The sequence below is a fragment of the Streptomyces sp. NPDC031365 genome, from assembly GCF_055569765.1.
Map to the genome: position 1 here is coordinate 26056 of NZ_JBVIIM010000002.1, position 19335 is coordinate 45390.

At 71.8% G+C, this 19335-nt stretch carries 13 protein-coding genes and 1 pseudogene; 11 read left to right on the forward strand and 3 right to left on the reverse strand.

Annotated features, from left to right (window positions below; all coding sequences use genetic code 11):
• Positions 1–80 precede the first annotated feature (80 nt).
• Both ACZ5C2_RS02825 and ACZ5C2_RS02830 read right to left on the reverse strand, forming a co-directional pair.
• On the reverse strand, positions 81–1691 hold the full coding sequence (locus ACZ5C2_RS02825; protein ID WP_468785834.1) for an NADH-ubiquinone oxidoreductase-F iron-sulfur binding region domain-containing protein: 1611 nt from the start codon (positions 1689–1691) through the stop codon (positions 81–83).
• Positions 1688–2935 carry a cytochrome b/b6 domain-containing protein gene (locus ACZ5C2_RS02830; protein ID WP_468785836.1) on the reverse strand — a complete coding sequence of 416 codons (1248 nt, stop codon included), beginning with the start codon at positions 2933–2935 and terminating at the stop codon, positions 1688–1690. Before ACZ5C2_RS02830 ends, ACZ5C2_RS02825 begins: the two co-directional genes overlap by 4 nt.
• A gap of 483 nt (positions 2936–3418) precedes the next feature.
• On the opposite strand from ACZ5C2_RS02830, the gene leuS reads away from it, so the two are divergent.
• The 9 genes and pseudogenes from leuS (at position 3419) to ACZ5C2_RS02875 (ending at position 14520) form a co-directional block, all read left to right on the forward strand.
• Positions 3419–6355, forward strand: a complete 2937-nt coding sequence (gene leuS, locus ACZ5C2_RS02835; RefSeq protein WP_468785838.1) for a leucine--tRNA ligase — start codon at positions 3419–3421, stop codon at positions 6353–6355.
• Positions 6356–6497: 142 nt separating this feature from the next.
• Positions 6498–7244 carry a hypothetical protein gene (locus ACZ5C2_RS02840; protein ID WP_468785840.1) on the forward strand — a complete coding sequence of 249 codons (747 nt, stop codon included), beginning with the start codon at positions 6498–6500 and terminating at the stop codon, positions 7242–7244.
• An 81-nt stretch (positions 7245–7325) separates the two neighbouring features.
• Positions 7326–8171 (forward strand): DegV family protein, encoded by an 846-nt coding sequence (locus tag ACZ5C2_RS02845; RefSeq protein ID WP_468785842.1) that lies wholly within the window; start codon positions 7326–7328, stop codon positions 8169–8171.
• Between the two features lie 841 nt (positions 8172–9012).
• Positions 9013–9753, forward strand: a complete 741-nt coding sequence (locus ACZ5C2_RS02850; RefSeq protein ID WP_468786680.1) for a ComEA family DNA-binding protein — start codon at positions 9013–9015, stop codon at positions 9751–9753.
• A gap of 8 nt (positions 9754–9761) precedes the next feature.
• Complete coding sequence (locus tag ACZ5C2_RS02855) at positions 9762–12290, forward strand: ComEC/Rec2 family competence protein (RefSeq protein WP_468785844.1); 2529 nt, start codon at positions 9762–9764, stop codon at positions 12288–12290.
• Positions 12291–12329: 39 nt separating this feature from the next.
• Positions 12330–12482 (forward strand): annotated as a pseudogene (locus ACZ5C2_RS02860) (arylamine N-acetyltransferase); the annotation flags it as partial.
• A gap of 100 nt (positions 12483–12582) precedes the next feature.
• Complete coding sequence (locus ACZ5C2_RS02865; protein WP_468785846.1) at positions 12583–12828, forward strand: hypothetical protein; 246 nt, start codon at positions 12583–12585, stop codon at positions 12826–12828.
• Between the two features lie 153 nt (positions 12829–12981).
• Positions 12982–13971, forward strand: coding sequence for a DNA polymerase III subunit delta (holA, locus tag ACZ5C2_RS02870; RefSeq protein WP_468785848.1), 990 nt, complete (start codon positions 12982–12984; stop codon positions 13969–13971).
• A gap of 105 nt (positions 13972–14076) precedes the next feature.
• A complete protein-coding gene (locus ACZ5C2_RS02875) occupies positions 14077–14520 on the forward strand; it encodes a nuclear transport factor 2 family protein (RefSeq protein WP_468785850.1) in 444 nt (147 codons plus the stop codon).
• Positions 14521–14697: 177 nt separating this feature from the next.
• Here ACZ5C2_RS02875 and rpsT read toward each other — a convergent pair whose 3' ends face one another.
• Positions 14698–14964, reverse strand: a complete 267-nt coding sequence (rpsT, locus tag ACZ5C2_RS02880; protein ID WP_468785852.1) for a 30S ribosomal protein S20 — start codon at positions 14962–14964, stop codon at positions 14698–14700.
• A 255-nt stretch (positions 14965–15219) separates the two neighbouring features.
• Between rpsT and lepA the strand changes: the two genes are divergently transcribed.
• Both lepA and ACZ5C2_RS02890 read left to right on the forward strand, forming a co-directional pair.
• Complete coding sequence (gene lepA / locus ACZ5C2_RS02885; RefSeq protein ID WP_468785854.1) at positions 15220–17088, forward strand: translation elongation factor 4; 1869 nt, start codon at positions 15220–15222, stop codon at positions 17086–17088.
• Positions 17089–17334: 246 nt separating this feature from the next.
• A complete protein-coding gene (locus tag ACZ5C2_RS02890) occupies positions 17335–19209 on the forward strand; it encodes an AMP-dependent synthetase/ligase (protein ID WP_468785856.1) in 1875 nt (624 codons plus the stop codon).
• Positions 19210–19335: the final 126 nt, after the last annotated feature.

Consider the following 19335-nt stretch of genomic DNA (forward strand, 5'->3'; position numbering starts at 1 on the left):
TGGGGAGCCCGTCGGCCGGTGGGGAGCCCGTGGGCCGGCAGGACACCGTTCGGGGCGTCCGCCTCGACGGATCGGTCCCGTCAGCGGCCGAGAGCCCGTCGGCCGCGCCCCTGGGAGAGCACCGGCAGATTGCGGGACGGTGCCTTGGCCTGGGGCGTCTCGTCCTCGATGCGCAGGGCCAGCGCCGGGCAGCGGCGCACCGCGCGCAGCGCCTTGGCCTCCGCGAAGCGCGGCACCTGCGCCTGAGCCACCGTCGGGAAGCCGTCCGCGCCGAGCTGGAAGACCTCCGGGAGGATGTCCGCGCACAGTCCGTGCCCCCGGCACAGCGTCCAGTCGACGTAGATCTTCTGGCGGCTGGGGCCGTTCTCCTCCCCGCCGCCGCCGGGGATGCCCGTAGGGGCCCTGCCTCCCTCGAAGAGCGGCAGCACGCCCGCCACGGGCCGTCCGCAGCCGTTGCCGAGGACATGGGCGGCGAGGTCGTCGGTGAACGCCTTGACGGTCGACTCCAGGAACATCGCGGAGCCGTCCGGATGCGAACACGCGCCGCGCCGCTTCACGTTCCTGGCGACCTGCTTGACCGCCTCCAGAGCGGCGGGACCGCCGCCGTTGAGAATGTCCTCCAGGCCGCGCGCCGCGGCCGGCAGTCCCAGATAGCAGGGGCCGCACTGGCCCGCGCTCTCCTCCGCGAGCCACTGGGCGACCCGCAGTGACTCGCCCAGCGGGCAGGTGTCCTGACTGATCGGCAGAATCGCGCCGGCACCGAGCGAACCACCCACCGCGTCCAGGGAGATGCGGGAGACGATCGCCTCGTTGACGGTCGCCGCGTCGATCCACTTGCCGTGGTAGCCGCCCGTCAGCACCCCCTGCGGCGCCGGGGGCGCGCCGGCGAGCTGGAGGATGTAGCGCAGCGGCACGCCCGTCGGCACCTCGACGACCATGGGGCGGGCCACCGCCCCGGACACCGTGAGCATCACGGTGCCCGGCTCGTCGTACAGGCCGGTGTTGCAGTAGCGCTCCGGGCCGATGCGGGCGGCGATGGCGAGCTGGGCGAAGGTCTCGGCGTTGGACAGCAAAGTGGGCGCGCCGCCGACGCCGTTCTTCGAGGCGCTGGTCTTGCGGCCCGGCGGGATCGCCGGGCCGCCGTCGATGGAGCGGATCAGTGAGGCCGCGGCGCCGGTGACCATGCGGACCGGGTTGCGCTGCACGCGGGCGCGCAGGGCAGAGCGGCGGCCGTTGTTCAGACCGCGTTCCGCGAGCGCGGCCTCCATGGAGCGCTGGGTGGACTCCCGGGTGACCCCCACCACGAGCGTGCGGGCCCCCATGGCCTCGGCGCACAGCAGCGCGCCGTCCAGGATGAGATGCGGGGCACGGTTGATCAGCACCGTGTCCTTGCGGCAGGCCGGCTCGTCCTCGCTGCCGTTGACGACGACGACCGGCCGGACGCCGCGCTTGATCGCCGTTTCGGCGACCGAGCGCAGCTTCTTGTGGAAGGGGAAGCCCGCGCCGCCGCGGCCCCTGAGGTTGATGCGTTCGGCGAGCTGCGCGAGCTGCTCACCGCCCAGGGGCTCGAGCGGCCCGTGCACCTTGAGGTGCATGGGCAGATCGAGCCGGTCGACAAGGTCGAAGCCCGACGTGAGCTGGGGAAGGCCGACCACGCGGACTTCGGGTACGTCGGGCAGAGCCTCGTTCACTTAAAGCCTCCGGAGGGCGTGTTCCAAGGTTCGCCCGAACCCGGTGCGTCGAAGTCGTAGGACGACGAGGGCGACGCACCGGGGAGTGGTTCATTGGCGGGACCGCTGTTGTACGTGTCACTCGGGTTGTACGTGCCGTAGAGGCCGTTCGTCTCACCGGTGTCGTACACATCACTCGAACCGAAGCCGGAGCCGACCGAATTGTCATAGGCCGGGATGTTGTATCCGGTGTCGTTGAGCGGGTCGTACGCCGAGGGCGGGGCCTCGCCGACCGGTGGCGGGGACGGGATCGGCCAGTTGCCCGAGGTGCTGGAGGGGCCCTCCATGCGCGGGAAGGCCTCCGTGGGCTGCAGATCCAGCGGCAGCTCCATGCGGGCGGTCGCGTCGCCGAGGGGCATCTGTCCCGGTGGCTGGACGGGCGCGGAGACCGCACGGTAGGCGGCCGCGAAGCCGTTCACCGGTTCCGGGGCGGGGGCACGCTCGGCGGTCTCGTACAGCGGGCGTTCGGCGCGCGGGGGCCGCTCGTTCCGCGCGGAGCCGCGTCCGCCGTCGTATCCGGGCAGGGCGGACTCGGCCGCCCGGGCGGCCCTGCTTTCCTCGAGCTGCTCACGATCCCGCTGGTCGGAGGTGTCGAACAGTGCGGTGAGCCGGTCGGCGACTCTGCGCTTGACGGGGCGCGGGGAGGCGCGCAGCACGAGCGCCGCCGTGACGCCGAGCACGGACAGCCCGTAGAGGATGAGGAAGATCGGCTTGGCCGCTCGACCCGCGTAGAGGCCGTGTACCAGCGCCGCGCACCAGGCCGGGTAGGCCAGCATGTGCATCGCCCGCCAGCGCGCAGCGACCGGGGCCGGGGAGGCGAAGCGGTTGCGCAGTACGCCGGTGATGCCCACGAAGATCATCAGCATGCCGGCGAGGGTGCCGAGCCCGATGAGGAAGGCCCTGCCGGTGACGGCCTCGTCATCGGTGAGGGCCAGCCCGAAGGGGATCACCGCGGCGATCCACGTGGTGTGGTCCAGGGCCAGTTTGATGCCTATGTGCACCAGCAGGAAGGCGATCGAGGCGACCGCGGTGGTGCGGTGCACCGCCTGCGCCAGGATCCGCTGGCGGGGGCCGAGCAGGATCCGGTCCTGGGCGACGAGTCCCCAGATCACCGAGCAGGTGAGGCACACGAGCGACAGGACGCCCACGCCGAAGTTGAGGAACTCGGCGAACCAGTCGTCCGCCGTGCTGTCGTCCGGCCTCACGACCTACCTCCCGACGTCACGACGCGGAGCGGGCACGACGGAGCCGCAGCCGACCGGCCCCGAGCGGGGGGTGGGCTGCTGTCTGGACGAGGGTTCATGGGGGCAACTCCGAACGGTTCGGTAAAGCGGTCCCGCTGCCGCACTCTAGGCCTCGTCGTACCGATCAGTACGAGGTTTGAGTTATTGCGCTGTTATCAAAAGACAATGCGGCTGTTGTAATGTCCTTTAGTAGCTGTTACGCGGAGTAACTCTGACCGTGAGTCAACGTGACGTGAAAGCGCGTCGCGGTGCGATCGGCGGCTGCGGTACCCTGGCGCCATGCGTGCCGTACGCCTTCTGCTTAGCGAGCCGCGCTGATCAGTCCCGACCGCCGGTGACCGGCAGGCCGGAATCGGCGCGGCGTCCCCTCCTGTGTGAGGGGATTTTTCATTTCCGCCGGAGCCGCAGCAGCAGGCAGAGACGATCGATGGAGCATTGAGGATCATGAGCGAGACGAACCCCGCTGCCACCGCAGCCGCGGAGGCCGCGCCGCACCGCTACACGGCCGCCCTGGCGGCCGAGATCGAGGCACGCTGGCAGGACTTCTGGGATGCCGAGGGGACGTACGCCGCGCCCAACCCCAAGGGTGACCTGGCCGGCGACGCGGAGCTGGCCGCCCGGCCCAAGAAGTTCATCATGGACATGTTCCCCTACCCCTCGGGAGCCGGCCTGCACGTCGGTCACCCCCTGGGCTACATCGCCACCGACGTCTTCGCCCGCTTCCAGCGCATGACCGGGCACAACGTCCTGCACACCCTGGGCTTCGACGCCTTCGGCCTGCCCGCCGAGCAGTACGCCGTGCAGACCGGCACGCACCCGCGCGTGTCCACCGAGGCCAACATGGAGAACATGAAGTCCCAGCTGCGCCGGCTGGGCCTGGGCCACGACAAGCGCCGGTCGTTCGCCACCATCGACCCGGACTACTACAAGTGGACCCAGTGGATCTTCCTGCAGATCTTCAACTCCTGGTACGACGACGAGGCGAAGCGTGCCCGTCCGATCTCCGAGCTGGTCGAGCGGTTCGAATCCGGTGAGCGCGCGCTGCCCGGGGGCCGGTCCTGGGATGAGCTGAACGAGGCCGAGCGCGCCGACGTGCTGGGCGACCACCGCCTGGCCTACGCCTCCGACGCGCCGGTCAACTGGTGCCCCGGCCTGGGCACCGTGCTGGCCAACGAGGAGGTCACCGCCGACGGCCGCTCCGAGCGCGGCAACTTCCCCGTCTTCAAGGCGAAGCTGCGCCAGTGGAACATGCGCATCACCGCCTACGCCGACCGCCTGCTCGACGACCTGGACGCCCTGGACTGGCCCGAGGCCATCAAGCTGCAGCAGCGCAACTGGATCGGCCGCTCCGAGGGCGCCCGCGTCGACTTCCCCATCGACGGCGAGAACATCACCGTCTTCACCACCCGCCCCGACACCCTGTTCGGCGCCACCTACATGGTGCTGGCGCCCGAGCACCCGCTGGTCGAGAAGTTCACCCCGGCGGCCTGGCCCGAGGGCACCCACGAGGTGTGGACCGGCGGCCACGCGACCCCGGCCGAGGCCGTCGCCGCGTACCGCGCGCAGGCCGCCTCGAAGTCCGACGTCGAGCGGCAGGCCGAGGCCAAGGACAAGACCGGGGTCTTCATCGGCGCGTACGCCACCAACCCGGTCAACGGCGAGCAGGTCCCCGTCTTCATCGCCGACTACGTCCTGATGGGCTACGGGACCGGCGCGATCATGGCCGTACCGGCCGGTGACCAGCGCGACTTCGAGTTCGCGCGCGCCTTCGAGCTGCCGATCCGCTGCATCGTCGAACCGACCGACGGCCGCGGGACGGACACCTCGACCTGGGAGAACGCCTTCGCCTCCTACGACGCGAAGATCATCGACTCGTCGAACGACCAGGTCTCCCTGGACGGCCTGGGCGTCGCCGAGGCCAAGACCCGCATCATCGAGTGGCTGGAGCGCGAGGGCAGCGGCGAGGGCACCGTCAACTTCCGCCTGCGCGACTGGCTGTTCAGTCGCCAGCGCTACTGGGGCGAGCCCTTCCCGATCGTCTACGACGAGGACGGCATCGCCCACGCCCTGCCCGAGTCGATGCTGCCGCTGGAACTGCCCGAGGTCGAGGACTACAGCCCGCGCACCTTCGACCCGGACGACGCCGACACCCAGCCCGAGACGCCGCTGTCGCGCAACCAGGACTGGGTCAACGTCACCCTGGACCTGGGTGACGGCCGCGGTCCGCGCCCGTACCGCCGCGAGACCAACACCATGCCCAACTGGGCCGGTTCCTGCTGGTACGAGCTGCGGTATCTGGATCCGCACAACTCCGAGAAGCTGGTCGACCCGGAGGTCGAGCAGTACTGGATGGGCCCGCGCGAGGGCATGCCGCACGGCGGCGTCGACCTGTACGTGGGCGGCGCCGAGCACGCCGTACTGCACCTGCTGTACGCCCGCTTCTGGTCCAAGGTGCTGTACGACCTGGGGTACGTGTCCTCCGCGGAGCCGTTCCACAAGCTGTTCAACCAGGGCATGATCCAGGCCTACGTCTACCGCGACAGCAGGGGTATCGCCGTACCGGCCGCCGAGGTGGAGGAGCGCGACGGCGGCTACTGGTACCAGGGCGAGAAGGTCTCCCGGCTGCTGGGCAAGATGGGCAAGTCCCTGAAGAACGCGGTCACTCCGGACGAGATCTGCGCCGAGTACGGGGCCGACACGCTGCGTCTGTACGAGATGGCCATGGGCCCGCTGGACGTGTCGCGGCCGTGGGACACCCGCGCGGTGGTCGGCCAGTTCCGGCTGCTGCAGCGAATGTGGCGCAACGTCGTCGACGAGGTGTCCGGCCAGGCGACCGTCGTCGACACCCAGGAGGTCGACGAGGACACCCTGCGCGCCCTGCACAAGGCCATCGACGGCGTGCGCGGCGACCTGGAGGGCATGCGCTTCAACACCGCCATCGCCAAGGTCACCGAGCTGAACAACTACCTGACCAAGCGATATGGGGGCGGTGCCGCAGGCCCCTCGGCCGAAGGTGGTGGCGGGCGACGGGCGGGCGGAGCACTGCCGCGTCCGGTCGCGGAGTCCCTGGTGCTGCTGGCCGCTCCGCTGGCCCCGCACATCGCCGAGGAGCTGTGGCGCAAGCTGGGTCACGCGGATTCGGTGGTGCACCGGGACTTCCCGGTGGCCGACCCGGCGTACGTGGTCGACGAGACCGTGACCTGCGTCGTGCAGATCAAGGGCAAGGTCAAGGCGCGGCTGGAGGTGCCCCCGGGCATCGCCGAGGACGAGCTGGAGAAGGTCGCGCTGGCCGACGAGAGGGTCGTCGCGGCGCTGGACGGGGCCGGAATCCGCAAGGTGATCGTGCGGGCGCCGAAGCTGGTCAACATCGTTCCCGCGTGAGGTGAGCGTCCGGGGCTCGGGGTAGACCCCTACGGGCAGGTTCGGGGTTCTGGCGGAACTCCTGACCTGCCCGTTGCGTTTACCGTTGAAGAGCGGCGCGGAGTGTGCCGGTACTGGCCGAAGAGCCCGGAGGAGGAGCCTCGTGGAAGCGGTGTTCGCAGTGGTCGCCCTGCTCTTCGTGCTCTTGGTGGTGTTCGGCGTCTACGCCACGGTGAAGGTCGTCGGCGCCGCCAAGCGCAGTGCCGACCGCCACATCACCCAGGCCCGCCGCACGGTCGAGGACCACGCCCTGAGGGCCAAGTCCCTCGTCCAGCCCGGCCCGGCCGGTGAGATCGCCCAGCTCCGGCTGGGGCTGCGCACCTCCATGCGGGCCACCCAGGACGCGCTCGAGTCCGCCGTCGCCGAGGACGAGTCCATCAGGGAATCCCTCGGCCTCTTCCAGCGCCTGAGCGCGCACGGCCATGAACTGGACGGCGAACTCAGGCGCCTGGAGTCCGAACCGGACCGCACCACCCTCACCGCGCGGCTGCCGGAACTGCGCGAGCGCACCGAGCGCATCACACGCTCCGCGGACTCCCTGCGCTGGGCGGCCCGCGACCGCGCCCACCGCTTCGCGGGCGACGACCTGGACTCCCTGAGCGAGCAGATCGACATGGAGACCGGTGCCCTGCGGCACTGGACCACGACGGAACAGCAGCCCGCGCCCCCGCGCTGGCCCGAGGCCCCCGCCGCCGGCGCCCAGGCACCCGGCCAGACCTGGCCCGGAACCCCGGAGCCCACCTCCGAGCGGAAGCCGGAGCAGGAGTCCGCGCGGCCCGCCCTCGACCCGCCCGCACCCCGTCCCGCCTACCCCTGGCAGAAGAAGCCCCGCCCCGAGAGCACCACTTGAGCCGCATGATCCGGCCACGGCCGGACACGGCCCGCGGGGCCGGGCTGCCGCACGGGCACTACGCCAGGTAACCTCCAGCTCATGTCCCGCCATGTCGCGATCGTCACTGATTCAACGGCCTACCTTCCGGCCCCGACGATGGAGCGGCACCGCATCACGGCGGTACCCCTGACCGTGGTCCTCGGCGACCGAGCCCTCGAAGAAGGCACCGAGATCTCCACCCGGTCCCTCGCCCTGGCTTTGCAGAAGCGGCGCCCGGTGACGACGTCACGGCCCGGCCCCGAGGTGTTCGCCGAGACCTACCGCAGGGTCGCCGCATCGGGTGCGACCGGCATCGTCTCCCTGCACCTGTCCGCCGAGCTCTCCGGCACCTACGACGCGGCGGTCGTCGCCGCCCGGCAGGCGCCGGTGCCGGTGCGGGTCGTGGACACCGGCATGATCGCGATGGCGCTCGGGTTCTGCGCGCTGGCGGCGGCGGAGACCGCCGAGGCGGGCGGCACGGTCGACGAGGCGGTCACGGCCGCGGAGAAACGGGCAGCGGGCACCTCTGCCTACTTCTACGTCGACACCCTCGACTATCTGCGCCGCGGCGGCCGGATCGGCGCCGCGCAGGCCCTGCTGGGCTCGGCGCTCGCGGTCAAGCCGCTGCTCCAGCTGGCGGGCGGCCGGATCGAACCGCTGGAGAAGGTCCGTACCGCGTCCAAGGCGATCGCCCGCCTCGAGGAGATCGCCGCCGATCGGGCGGGCAGCGCCAAGGTCGACATCGCCGTCCACCATCTCGCCGCCCAGGAGCGCGCGACGGCGCTCGCGGAGCGCCTGCGGACCCGGCTGCCGGGACTGGCCGACCTGCATGTCAGCGAGGTGGGCGCGGTGATCGGGGCGCATACGGGGCCCGGACTGCTGGGGGTTGTGGTCTCGGCCCGGTGAGGCCGGTGCGCTCGTACGGGTGACGGAGTTGTCCACAACCGGGCGGTCATCCCCGGAAACCGAGCAAGATCATCGCGGATGGGGTGATGTGCCGGATCCTCCTCGCATGGCACTCCGATCACGCTCACGCACAGCGACACCGACCAGCGGCCCGGGGCGCGGCCCGGGGTCCGACAGCCGCGCCCGCCACCGCAGCGCCGGCGGGCCCCGACCCCGGGGACGACACGGGTACCGCTCCCGGGACCACCACGCCTCGGCAGAGGAGCTCCGGCGACGGGCGGAGGCACTGTTCGGCGACAGCAGCGACAGCAGCGACAGCAGCGACGGCGCTGAGGGCGGTGCCTGCGATGAGGGCGGCGCCTGCGGTGCCGGAGCGGGGTCCGCCCGGGCCGCCGGCCGAGGCGCCAGGCGGGTGCCGAGCTGGGCGGCGGGAGCGGCGGACGAAGCGGGCCTCGGTGGCGAGACCGACGCGTTGGCGGCCGTGAACCGTTCGACGGCCACCGGGTGGGCATCCGGTGCGGCCCGGCCGACCGCGCCGGAGCACCTGCGGGGTGCGGACCGCTCCGGCCCGGACCGCTGCGCGGAGGCCGGCCGCAGGACCCCTGCGGACCCCGCGCCGCTGGACCGCCGTAGGGCGATGGCCCGTTCGTCCACGCCGGGACACCCGGCCGTTCTCATGCGCGCCGCCGTGGTGGACCGCGCGGTGCGGGCGAACGGCCCGGCGCGTCCGGGAGGTCGGGCCGCCGCGGACGGGGCGGCGGACGTGGATCACCCCTCGGCGGGCACCGGCGGGCGCGTGGCCGGCGCGGAGGGGCACGTCGACCGGGAGACACCCGACGGGGTGCCCGAGCCGGGGCCTCCGTCGGCGCGGCGCCGGCAGCGGGTGGGGCCCGCGTTACGGGAGCGCCTGCCGCTGTGGGTGCAGACGCGATGCGGTCTGGAGCGACGGAGCGCGGTCGCGCTGTCGGTGCTGCTCGTGGTCGCCGTCGGATTCGCCGCGCAGCACTTCTGGGCGGGCCGGACCCAGCCGGTCCGGGCCCCTGAGGTGGTACGGGCGGCGGTCCCCCAGGGGAAGCAGGCGGACGGGGTGGACGGCCCGCCGCCGGACGCACCGGCCGACGCGTCGCGGGCCGCCGGTTCGGCGGCTCCTGGGATCGTGGTCGACGTCAGCGGCACCGTGCGGCAGCCCGGGATCCACCGTCTGCCGGCCGGCTCACGAGTCGAGGACGCCCTGCGCGCGGCGGGCGGAGTACGGCCCGGCACCAAGACCGAGACCCTGAACCGCGCCCGTTTCCTCGTCGACGGCGAACAGGTGGTCGTAGGAGGCCCGCCACCCGCCGGCGTGGCCTCCGGTGCCGCTCCCGGCACGGCGGCGACAGCCGCCCCCACCGCACCGGTGTCCCTCAACACCGCCACCCTGGACCAGCTCGACAGCCTCCCCGGCGTCGGCCCCGTGCTGGCCCAGCACATCGTCGACCACCGCACCCGCAACGGTGGCTTCCGCTCCGTCGACGAACTGCGCGAGGTCAACGGCATCGGCGACCGCCGCTTCGCGGACCTCCGCCACCTCGTACGGCCGTGAGCGACGCGATGACGGACACGGCTGCGCCCACCACCACCCGTCGGCCCGTCCACGCCGCCTCCGGGAGGCGGCTCGGTGCCGCACATCCGAGGCAGGAGGGACCGCCGGACCTCCGGCTGGTCCCGCCCGCCCTGGCCGCGTGGGCAACAGCGGCGGTGATGCTGCACGCGCCCCCCACCCTGGTCGCGGGCGCCGTGCTCACCACCCTGCTGGCGGCGGGCGTGATCGTCGTGACGCGGAGCCGCCGGACAGACCGGGCACGCACCGCCCACGCCGCCGCCGCCGCGCTGCTCTGCGTCGCCGCCGCCGCGGGATCGGCCGGTCTGCACGGCGCGGACCTGCGGCGTGGCCCCGTGCCCGCGCTGGCGCGGGAGTACGCCCGGGTCACCGCGGAGGCCGTGATCACCGCCGACCCCCGGCTCACGCGTCCCAGGGTCAGCGGCAACCACCTGGCTCCGGCGTCCGTGCTGATCGAGGCCGATGTGCGGCGCGTGGAACGGGCCGGGGGAGAGGAGGAGACGACCAGGGCACCCGTACTGCTGATCGTCGAGACGCACCCGGCCGGGCGAACCGCGCCCGGACCGGCAGACCGGGACTCCCCGTGGCTCGGTCTGCTCCCGTCCACCCGCCTACGGGTGGAGGCACGGCTCGCTCCGGCGATGGCGGGCGGCGACCGGTTCGCGGCGGTACTGCGCCTGGAGGGCCGCGACGGGCCGGAGACCGTGGGCGGGCCCTCGGGCCCGCAGCGGCTGGCCGGCCGGCTGCGGGCCGGACTGCGGGAGGCGACCGACGGACTGCCGGCGGACGCGCGGGCGCTGCTGCCCGGACTGGTCGTGGGCGACACCGCGAGGATCACCCCGGACCTGGACGAGGCGTTCAGGGAGACCGACCTCACGCACACACTCGCCGTCTCCGGCGCCAACTTCACCATCCTCCTCGCCCTGCTCCTGGGCCCGCCCGGACTGGCGCAAAGGACCGAGCGCCGCGGACTCGCTCCCCGCCTCGGCATCTCCCTGCGGACCACGGCGCTGCTGGGCGCGGTGCTCTCCCTCGCGTTCGTCGTCGTGTGCCGGCCCGATCCCAGTGTGCTGCGGGCCGCAGCCTGCGGATCGGTCGCCCTGCTCGCGCTCGCCACCGGCCGCCGCAGATCGCTGATCCCGGCGCTGGCGACGGCCGTCCTGCTCCTGGTGCTCTACGACCCCTGGCTGGCCCGCAGCTACGGCTTCCTCCTCTCCGTGCTGGCCACCGGCGCGCTGCTCACCGTGGCTCCGCGCTGGAGCACGGGACTGCGCCGGCGCGGGATGCCGCCGCGAGTCGCGGAGGCACTGGCCGCCGCGGGTGCCGCCCAGGCACTCTGCGCACCGGTGGTCGCCGTGCTGGCGGCGCGGGTGAGTCTGGTGGCGATCCCGTGCAACCTGCTCGCGGAGTTCGCGCTCGCGCCGGCCACCGTGCTGGGTTTCCTGGCCCTGGCCACGGCACCGGCCGCGATGCCCGCGGCCAAGGCACTGGCCTGGTGCGCGAGCTGGCCCGCGGAGTGGATCGCGCAGGTCGCCAGGACCGGGGCCGCGCTGCCCGGCGCGGGCGTGGACTGGCCCGGCAGCTGGGCCGGAGCGGTGGCGCTCGGCGCGGTCACCCTGGCGGTGCTTCTCGTAGGGCGCCGACTTCTGGCACATCCCTGGTGGTGCGGTGCCTGCGCGCTGCTGCTGGCGCTGCTCGTGGTGCAGCCAAGGCCACTGGCCCGGGTGATCACGGGCTGGCCGCCGCCGGACTGGCGGATGGTCATGTGCGACGTGGGACAGGGCGACGCGATGGTGCTGGCGGCGGGCGAGGGCTCCGGCGTGGTCGTCGACGCCGGACCCGACCCGGCCCTCGTGGACCGCTGCCTGCGCTCCCTGGACATCACCAGGGTCCCGCTCGTCCTACTGACCCACTTCCATGCCGACCATGTGGCGGGCCTGCCCGGCGTACTGCGCGGACGGGAGGTGGGCGCGATCGGGACGTCGGCCTTCGAAGAACCCGCGGATCAGGCCGCGTTCGTACGGAGGCTCGCGGCCGCCCGGCGCATCCCGCTCACCCACGCCGCCGCCGGTGAGGTCCGGCGCTCGGGAGACCTGGCCTGGGAGGTGGTGTGGCCGCCACCCGGCCCCCACCCGGCGGCGGAAGGCCCGAACGACGCCAGTGTGGCCATGCTGGTCCGCACGGCCGGCCTGCGCCTGCTGCTGCTCGGAGACCTGGAACCCCCGTCCCAGCGGGCCCTGGCGAGATCACCGGCGGCCGGGAGACTGACCGGCGTGGACGTCCTGAAGGTCGCCCACCACGGCTCGGCCCACCAGGACCCCGACCTCATACGCCAGGCGTCCCCGAGACTGGCGTTGATCAGCACGGGGGAGGACAACACCTACGGACATCCGGCCCCGGGCACGGTAGCCGCGCTGCGCGCCGGGGGAGCGACGGTGCTGCGGACCGACCGGGACGGCGAACTGGCGGTGACGGGTGGAGAGGACGGCAGCGAACAACTGGGCGTAGCGCGACACTGAGGGCATCACTGAGGGCATCACTGAGGGCATCACTGAGGCATGAACACCGCGGCCATGGACGCCTGTCTGTGCCGTCTGGGCGCCGGACGGCCCGCCCGGCCCACCGTGGAGGCACTGCGTGAGCTGCTTCTGAGGCACCTGTGGACCGTGCCGTTCGAGAACCTGTCCGTCCATCTCGGCGAGGAGGTACTCGCGCTCTACACAGACCGTTTCGCCATGGCACTGGACACGGTGCCGACGGTGCGGGACAGCGGGCGGAGCGCCTGACCTGCGGTACCGGACAATGGGCCGTGTGAGTGATGTGCGACATGTGCTGGTGCTGCCCGACCGGGACGCCGCGGAAGAGGTGGCCGAGGCGCTCGGGGAACGGTTCGGCGTGGACGAGGAGCCGCGGCTGGTGCGGGACGCCCTCGCCGGTGAGGACGACGCGGAGGACGCGCAGTGGCTCGTCGTCCTGCAGGACGAGGCGGAGCGGCTGGACCCCGGCGAGCTGAACGAGTTCGTGGCCGGGTGGGACGGCTGGCGGGAGGAGCCGTAGGGAGCGTCGCCGGTGCCCTCGGGTGTGGGCCCCACCGACGGGTCCTCGGCCCGTTGAGAGCCCACCCCGATGACGTGAGCCCAAGCAGCCCTCGGCCGGCCGGCGGTCGACCGCCGGGCGGCGCTGTCAGTGGCGCGTGGGATGCTTGTCGCGATGGCCAGGAAGACCGCATCCGACGACCCCCTCGCCCCGGTGACGCTCGCCGTGGGCCAGGAGGACCTTCTCCTCGACCGCGCAGTGCAGGAGGTGGTGGCCGCGGCGAAGGCCTCCGACGCCGACACGGACGTACGCGACCTGACACCGGACCAGCTTCAGCCCGGCACCCTCGCCGAGCTGACCAGCCCGTCGCTCTTCGCGGAGCGCAAGGTCGTGGTCGTACGCAATGCCCAGGACCTGTCGGCCGACACGGTCAAGGACGTCAAGGCGTATCTCGGGGCGCCCGCCGAGGAGATCACCCTCGTCCTGCTGCACGCGGGGGGCGCCAAAGGCAAGGGACTGCTCGACGCGGCGCGCAAGGCGGGGGCGCGGGAGGTGGCGTGCCTGAAGATGACCAAGCCGGCGGACCGGCTGGGCTTCGTGCGGGGCGAGTTCCGGGCCGCCGGGAGATCGGCCGCCCCGGAGGCGTGCCAGGCGCTGGTCGACGCCATCGGCAGCGATCTGCGCGAGCTGGCCTCGGCGGTCTCCCAGCTGGTCGCGGATGTCGAGGGCACCATCGACGAGGCGGTCGTCGGCCGGTACTACACCGGGCGGGCCGAGGCATCGAGCTTCACGGTCGCCGACCGGGCGGTCGAGGGACGTACGGCGGAGGCGCTGGAGGCCCTGCGCTGGTCGCTGTCGACCGGGGTCGCCCCGGTGCTGATCACCAGCGCCCTGGCCCAGGGCGTACGGGCGATCGGCAAGCTGTCGTCGGCGCGCGGCGGCAGACCCGCCGACCTCGCCCGCGAGCTGGGCATGCCGCCCTGGAAGATCGACCGGGTGCGCCAGCAGATGCGCGGCTGGACCCCGGACGGCGTGGCCGTGGCCCTGCGCGCGGTCGCCGAGGCCGACGCGGGCGTCAAGGGCGGCGGCGACGACCCGGGGTACGCCCTGGAGAAGGCGGTCGTCACCATCGCCCGCGCGGCGCGGTCGAGGGGCCGGGCGTAGCCGGCGGGGACGAAAGCGGTCGATCAAGTCGCTTTCCGGTCCTCGAGGAGGAGAATCGGAGGCGTCAGCCGTAGGTCGCCCAGGTATGGAGAGGTGGCGAGCACGATGGCTGAACACCCGAACGCACGGCTCGTCCGCAAGGGCTACGAGGCCTTCACACGGGGAGACATGGAGGGCCTGCGCGGCATACTGGCGGCGGATGCCACCCATCATGTGCCGGGAACGGGCGCCCTGTCCGGTGACTTCAAGGGACAGGACGCGATTCTCGACCTGTACCGGCGGCTCGGCGAGGAGACCGACGGGACGTTCACCGTCGAGCTGCGGCAGGTCCTGGTCGACGGCCGGGGACACGCCATGACCCTGCACCACCTCACGGCGGACCGCGGCGGCAGGCATCTGGACGAGGACGGAGGCATCGTGTTCCGCATCGTCGGGGACAAGATGACGGACCTCGACGAGTGTGTCGCCGACATCGACACGGTGAACGACTTCTGGGCCTGGCCAGAGACCGGGTCCGCACCGCTTTGTGGGGAGCCGCAGGCGACGTGAAACCGGAGGCCCCGTCCACGACCCTGGGGAAGGGTGGGGGCGGGGCCTCCGGAACGAAGCGTGTGAGCCCGTACCCGCGTGGCGAACGCAGGCCGCGTACGGGCTCGGGGTGCCGGCCGGGGGCGGATGAGAGAGGGCCCGCCCTGGTTCCCGCCGGCGGTCAGATCAAAGGGTTGTTCAGCCCTTGACGGCCGCGACCTTCGTAGCCAGCGCCGACTTCTTGTTGGCGGCCTGGTTCTTGTGGATGACGCCCTTGGAGACGGCCTTGTCGAGCTGACGCGCGGCGACGCGCTGGTACTCGGTGGCCTTCTCGGCGTCACCCGCGGCGGCGGCCTCACGGGCCTTGCGGATCGCGGTCTTCAGAGAGGACTTGACGGCCTTGTTGCGCAGCCGCGCCTTCTCGTTGGTCTTGTTCCGCTTGATCTGGGACTTGATGTTCGCCACGAATGAGCCTCTACAGGTTCTGGCACGTGGCCGCACGGGAGCCGCACGGTCCGGTACCGGGTGATTTTCCAGAAGACGTGCCTCGCACCGAGAGGGCATGAGACACAGCCCCCCACACTACCAGCGGCCCATTCGGTGGCCCAAACCCGTCCCCGGTCCGCGCCCGTGGGACCATGGAAGCTACGTATCGATCCGACCCGAGACCGCAGACGCACCAGCACACGTATGCGGACGCCTCAAGAATCAGGACCCTGCGTGCCCGCGATCCCCAGCCATGTGCCCGAGCCGAGCCGTACCGACCCGGCGCTGATCCGCAACTTCTGCATCATCGCCCATATCGACCACGGCAAGTCCACGCTCGCCGACCGGATGCTCCAGCTGACCGGAGTGGTCGAGCAGCGGCAGATGCGCGCTCAGTACCTCGACCGCATGGACATCGAGCGCGAGCGTGGCATCACGATCAAGTCCCAAGCGGTGCGGTTGCCGTGGGCCCCGACCGACGACAAGGGCAGCACGCACATCCTCAACATGATCGACACCCCCGGGCACGTCGACTTCACCTACGAGGTGTCCCGGTCGCTCGCCGCCTGTGAGGGCACCGTCCTCCTCGTCGACGCGGCCCAGGGCATCGAGGCCCAGACCCTCGCCAACCTGTACCTGGCGATGGAGAACGACCTCACGATCATCCCGGTGCTCAACAAGATCGACCTGCCGGCCGCGCAGCCGGAGAAGTTCGCCGAGGAGCTGGCGAACCTGGTCGGCTGCGACCCCGACGACGTGCTCAAGGTGTCCGCGAAGACCGGTCTGGGCGTCGAGGCGCTGCTGGACCGGGTGGTCGCCGACGTCCCGGCCCCGGTCGGCGTCAAGGACGCCCCCGCCCGCGCGATGATCTTCGACTCGGTCTACGACTCCTACCGCGGTGTCGTCACGTACGTCCGTGTCATCGACGGCCAGCTCAACAAGCGCGAGCGCATCCGGATGATGTCCACCAACGCCACCCACGAGCTGCTGGAGATCGGCACCAACTCCCCGGAGATGCTGTCCGCCGACGGTCTCGGCGTCGGCGAGGTGGGCTACCTCATCACCGGTGTGAAGGACGTCCGCCAGTCCAAGGTCGGTGACACCGTCACCAGCCAGCACAAGGGCGCGCAGGAGGCGCTGGGCGGCTACAAGGACCCCAAGCCCATGGTGTTCTCCGGCCTCTACCCGCTCGACGGCTCCGACTACCCGGAGCTGCGCGAGGCCCTCGACAAGCTCCAGCTCAACGACGCCGCCCTGGTCTACGAGCCGGAGACCTCCGCCGCCCTCGGCTTCGGCTTCCGCGTCGGCTTCCTCGGCCTGCTGCACCTCGACGTGATCCGCGAGCGCCTCGAGCGCGAGTTCGGCCTCGACCTCATCGCCACCGCGCCGAACGTGGTCTACCGCGTGGTCATGGAGGACGGCAGCGAGCACACCGTCACCAACCCGAGCGAGTTCCCCGAGGGCAAGATCAGTGAGGTGTACGAGCCGGTCGTGCGCGCCACCATTCTGGCGCCCAGCGAGTTCATCGGCTCGATCATGGAGCTGTGCCAGACCCGGCGCGGCGTCCTGCTCGGCATGGACTACCTCTCCGAGGACCGCGTGGAGATCCGCTACACGCTTCCGCTCGCCGAGATCGTCTTCGACTTCTTCGACCAGCTGAAGTCCAAGACCCGTGGCTACGCCTCCCTCGACTACGAGCCCACCGGCGAGCAGACCTCCAGCCTGGTCAAGGTCGACATCCTGCTGCACGGCGACAAGGTGGACGCGTTCTCCGCGATCACCCACAAGGACGCGGCGTACGCGTACGGGGTGCGGCTCGTCGCCAAGCTGCGCGAGCTCATCCCGCGCCAGGCCTTCGAGGTGCCCATCCAGGCCGCCATCGGCTCCCGGGTCATCGCCCGCGAGACCATCCGTGCCATCCGCAAGGACGTCCTCGCCAAGTGCTACGGCGGTGACATCTCCCGTAAGCGGAAGCTGCTGGAGAAGCAGAAGGAGGGCAAGAAGCGGATGAAGATGGTGGGCTCCGTGGAGGTGCCGCAGGAGGCCTTCATCGCCGTCCTCTCCAGCGACGACAGCGCGGGATCGGGCAAGGGCAAGAAGTAACCAGGGGTGACCGCGGGTTACTCCGCAATCCGGGTGGAACGGGGGCCCGTCGCACGTGGGTGCGGCGGGCCCTACGCGTCGGTCGGGTAGCTCTCTGTACGAAGTAACAGGCCGTGGCCCCTTACGCCGAGGCCGGTCGGCCTTTACTCTGTCCGTGCTCGATAGTTACTCGCGAGTTAAACAACGGCGCGAGGAAACCCCAGCCGCACTGAGCCAGCCGCACCGTCGCGGGCCCCGGAGGACGTCGTGAGCGACACACAGACACTGATCGAGAACCGACCGCCGACCGTGGCGGCCCTCTTCCTGGAGCGTGTGGCGGCCACACCGGACGCAGAGGCCTACCGCTACCCCGTCCCGCCGGCCTCCGGCGAGGGCCCGGACGACTGGAAGTCGTTCACCTGGGCGGGCACCGCCGAACGGGTCCACGCCATCGCCGCCGGCCTGATCGAGCTGGGCGTACAGCCCGAGGAGCGCGTGGCCCTGGCCGCCGCGACCCGCGTCGAGTGGATCCTGGCCGACCTCGGTATCCTCTGCGCGGGCGCCGCCACCACCACGATCTACCCGCAGACCAACGCCGACGAGTCCGCCTACATCCTGTCCGACTCCCAGAGCCGGGTGCTCATCGCGGAGAACGCCGAACAGGCCGCCAAGGCGGTGGAGAAGCGCGCCGAGCTGCCCGAACTCACCCGCGTCGTGGTCATCGACCCGGCCGGCGCCGAGACCGACGACTTCGTGATCACCCTCACCGAACTGGAGAAGCGCGGTGCCGCCCGGCTCCAGAAGGAACCGGAGCTGATCAAGGAGCGGGTCGCGGCGATCACCAAGGACCAGCTCGCCACCCTGATCTACACCTCCGGCACCACCGGCCGCCCCAAGGGCGTCCGCCTGCCGCACGACTGCTGGTCGTACATGGCCAAGGCGATCGCCTCGACCGGCCTGGTCAACAGCGACGACGTGCAGTACCTGTGGCTGCCGCTCGCCCACGTCTTCGGCAAGGTGCTCACCTCCGGCCAGATCGAGGTCGGCCACGTCACGGCCGTCGACGGCCGCGTCGACAAGATCATCGAGAACCTGCCGGTGGTCCGGCCGACGTACATGGCGGCGGTGCCCCGCATCTTCGAGAAGGTCTACAACGGCGTCGCCGCCAAGGCGAAGGCCGGCGGCGGCGCCAAGTACAAGATCTTCCAGTGGGCGGCCGGGGTCGCCCGCGAGTACGCCAAGGTCACCCAGGACAACTTCCGCCGCACCGGCACCGCGAGCGCCCCAGCCGGCCTGCGCGCCAAGCACGCCGTCGCCGACAAACTCGTCTACGCCAAGATCCGCGAGGCCTTCGGCGGCAACCTGCGCGCCTGCGTCTCCGGCTCGGCGGCCCTCTCCCCAGAGATCGGTTTCTTCTTCTCCGGCGCCGGCATCCACATCCTGGAGGGGTACGGCCTCACCGAGTCCTCCGCCGCCTCCTTCGTCAACCCCGGCGAGGCCTACCGCACCGGCACCGTCGGCAAGCCGCTGCCCGGCACCGAGGTCCGCATCGCCGCCGACGGCGAGATCCTGCTGCGCGGCCCCGGCATCATGCAGGGCTACCACAACCTGCCCGACAAGACCGCCGAGGTCCTGGAGGAGGACGGCTGGTTCCACACCGGCGACATCGGCGAGCTGTCCGCCGACGGCTACCTCCGCATCACCGACCGCAAGAAGGACCTCATCAAGACCTCCGGCGGCAAGTACATCGCCCCCGCCGAGGTCGAGGGCCAGTTCAAGGCGGTCTGCCCCTACGTCTCCAACATCCTGGTGCACGGCGCCGACCGCAACTACTGCACCGCCCTCATCGCCCTCGACGAGATCGCCCTCACCGCCTGGGCGGCCGAGAACGGCCTGGAGGGCAAGCCGTACGCCGAGATCGTCGCCGCGCCCGTCACGGTCGAGATGGTCGACGGCTACGTCAAGCAGCTCAACGAGGGCCTGCAGCGCTGGCAGACCATCAAGAAGTTCCGCCTGCTGCCGCGCGACCTCGACGTCGAGCACGGCGAGATCACCCCGAGCCTGAAGCTGAAGCGCCCGGTGGTGGAGCGCGAGTACAAGCACCTCATCGAGGAGATGTACGAGGGCACCCGCGAGGCCTGAGGCGCGTGGGCGCCCCGTGAGGGGCGCGCCCGCGGGGGGGGGGGGGGGGGGGGGGGGGGGGGGGGGGGGGGGGGGGGGGAGGGAAACAACAAAGCGATGCGAGAGGGAAGAGGGTCACTGACGGCG

Excerpts from the sequence above, each read along its gene's own strand:
- leuS (WP_468785838.1), top strand. The coding sequence starts at position 3,419 with ATGAGCGAGACGAACCCCGCTGCCACCGCAGCCGCGGAGGCCGCGCCG.
- ACZ5C2_RS02845 (WP_468785842.1), top strand. The coding sequence starts at position 7,326 with ATGTCCCGCCATGTCGCGATCGTCACTGATTCAACGGCCTACCTTCCG.
- ACZ5C2_RS02855 (WP_468785844.1), top strand. The coding sequence starts at position 9,762 with ATGACGGACACGGCTGCGCCCACCACCACCCGTCGGCCCGTCCACGCC.
- holA (WP_468785848.1), top strand. The coding sequence starts at position 12,982 with ATGGCCAGGAAGACCGCATCCGACGACCCCCTCGCCCCGGTGACGCTC.
- ACZ5C2_RS02875 (WP_468785850.1), top strand. The coding sequence starts at position 14,077 with ATGGCTGAACACCCGAACGCACGGCTCGTCCGCAAGGGCTACGAGGCC.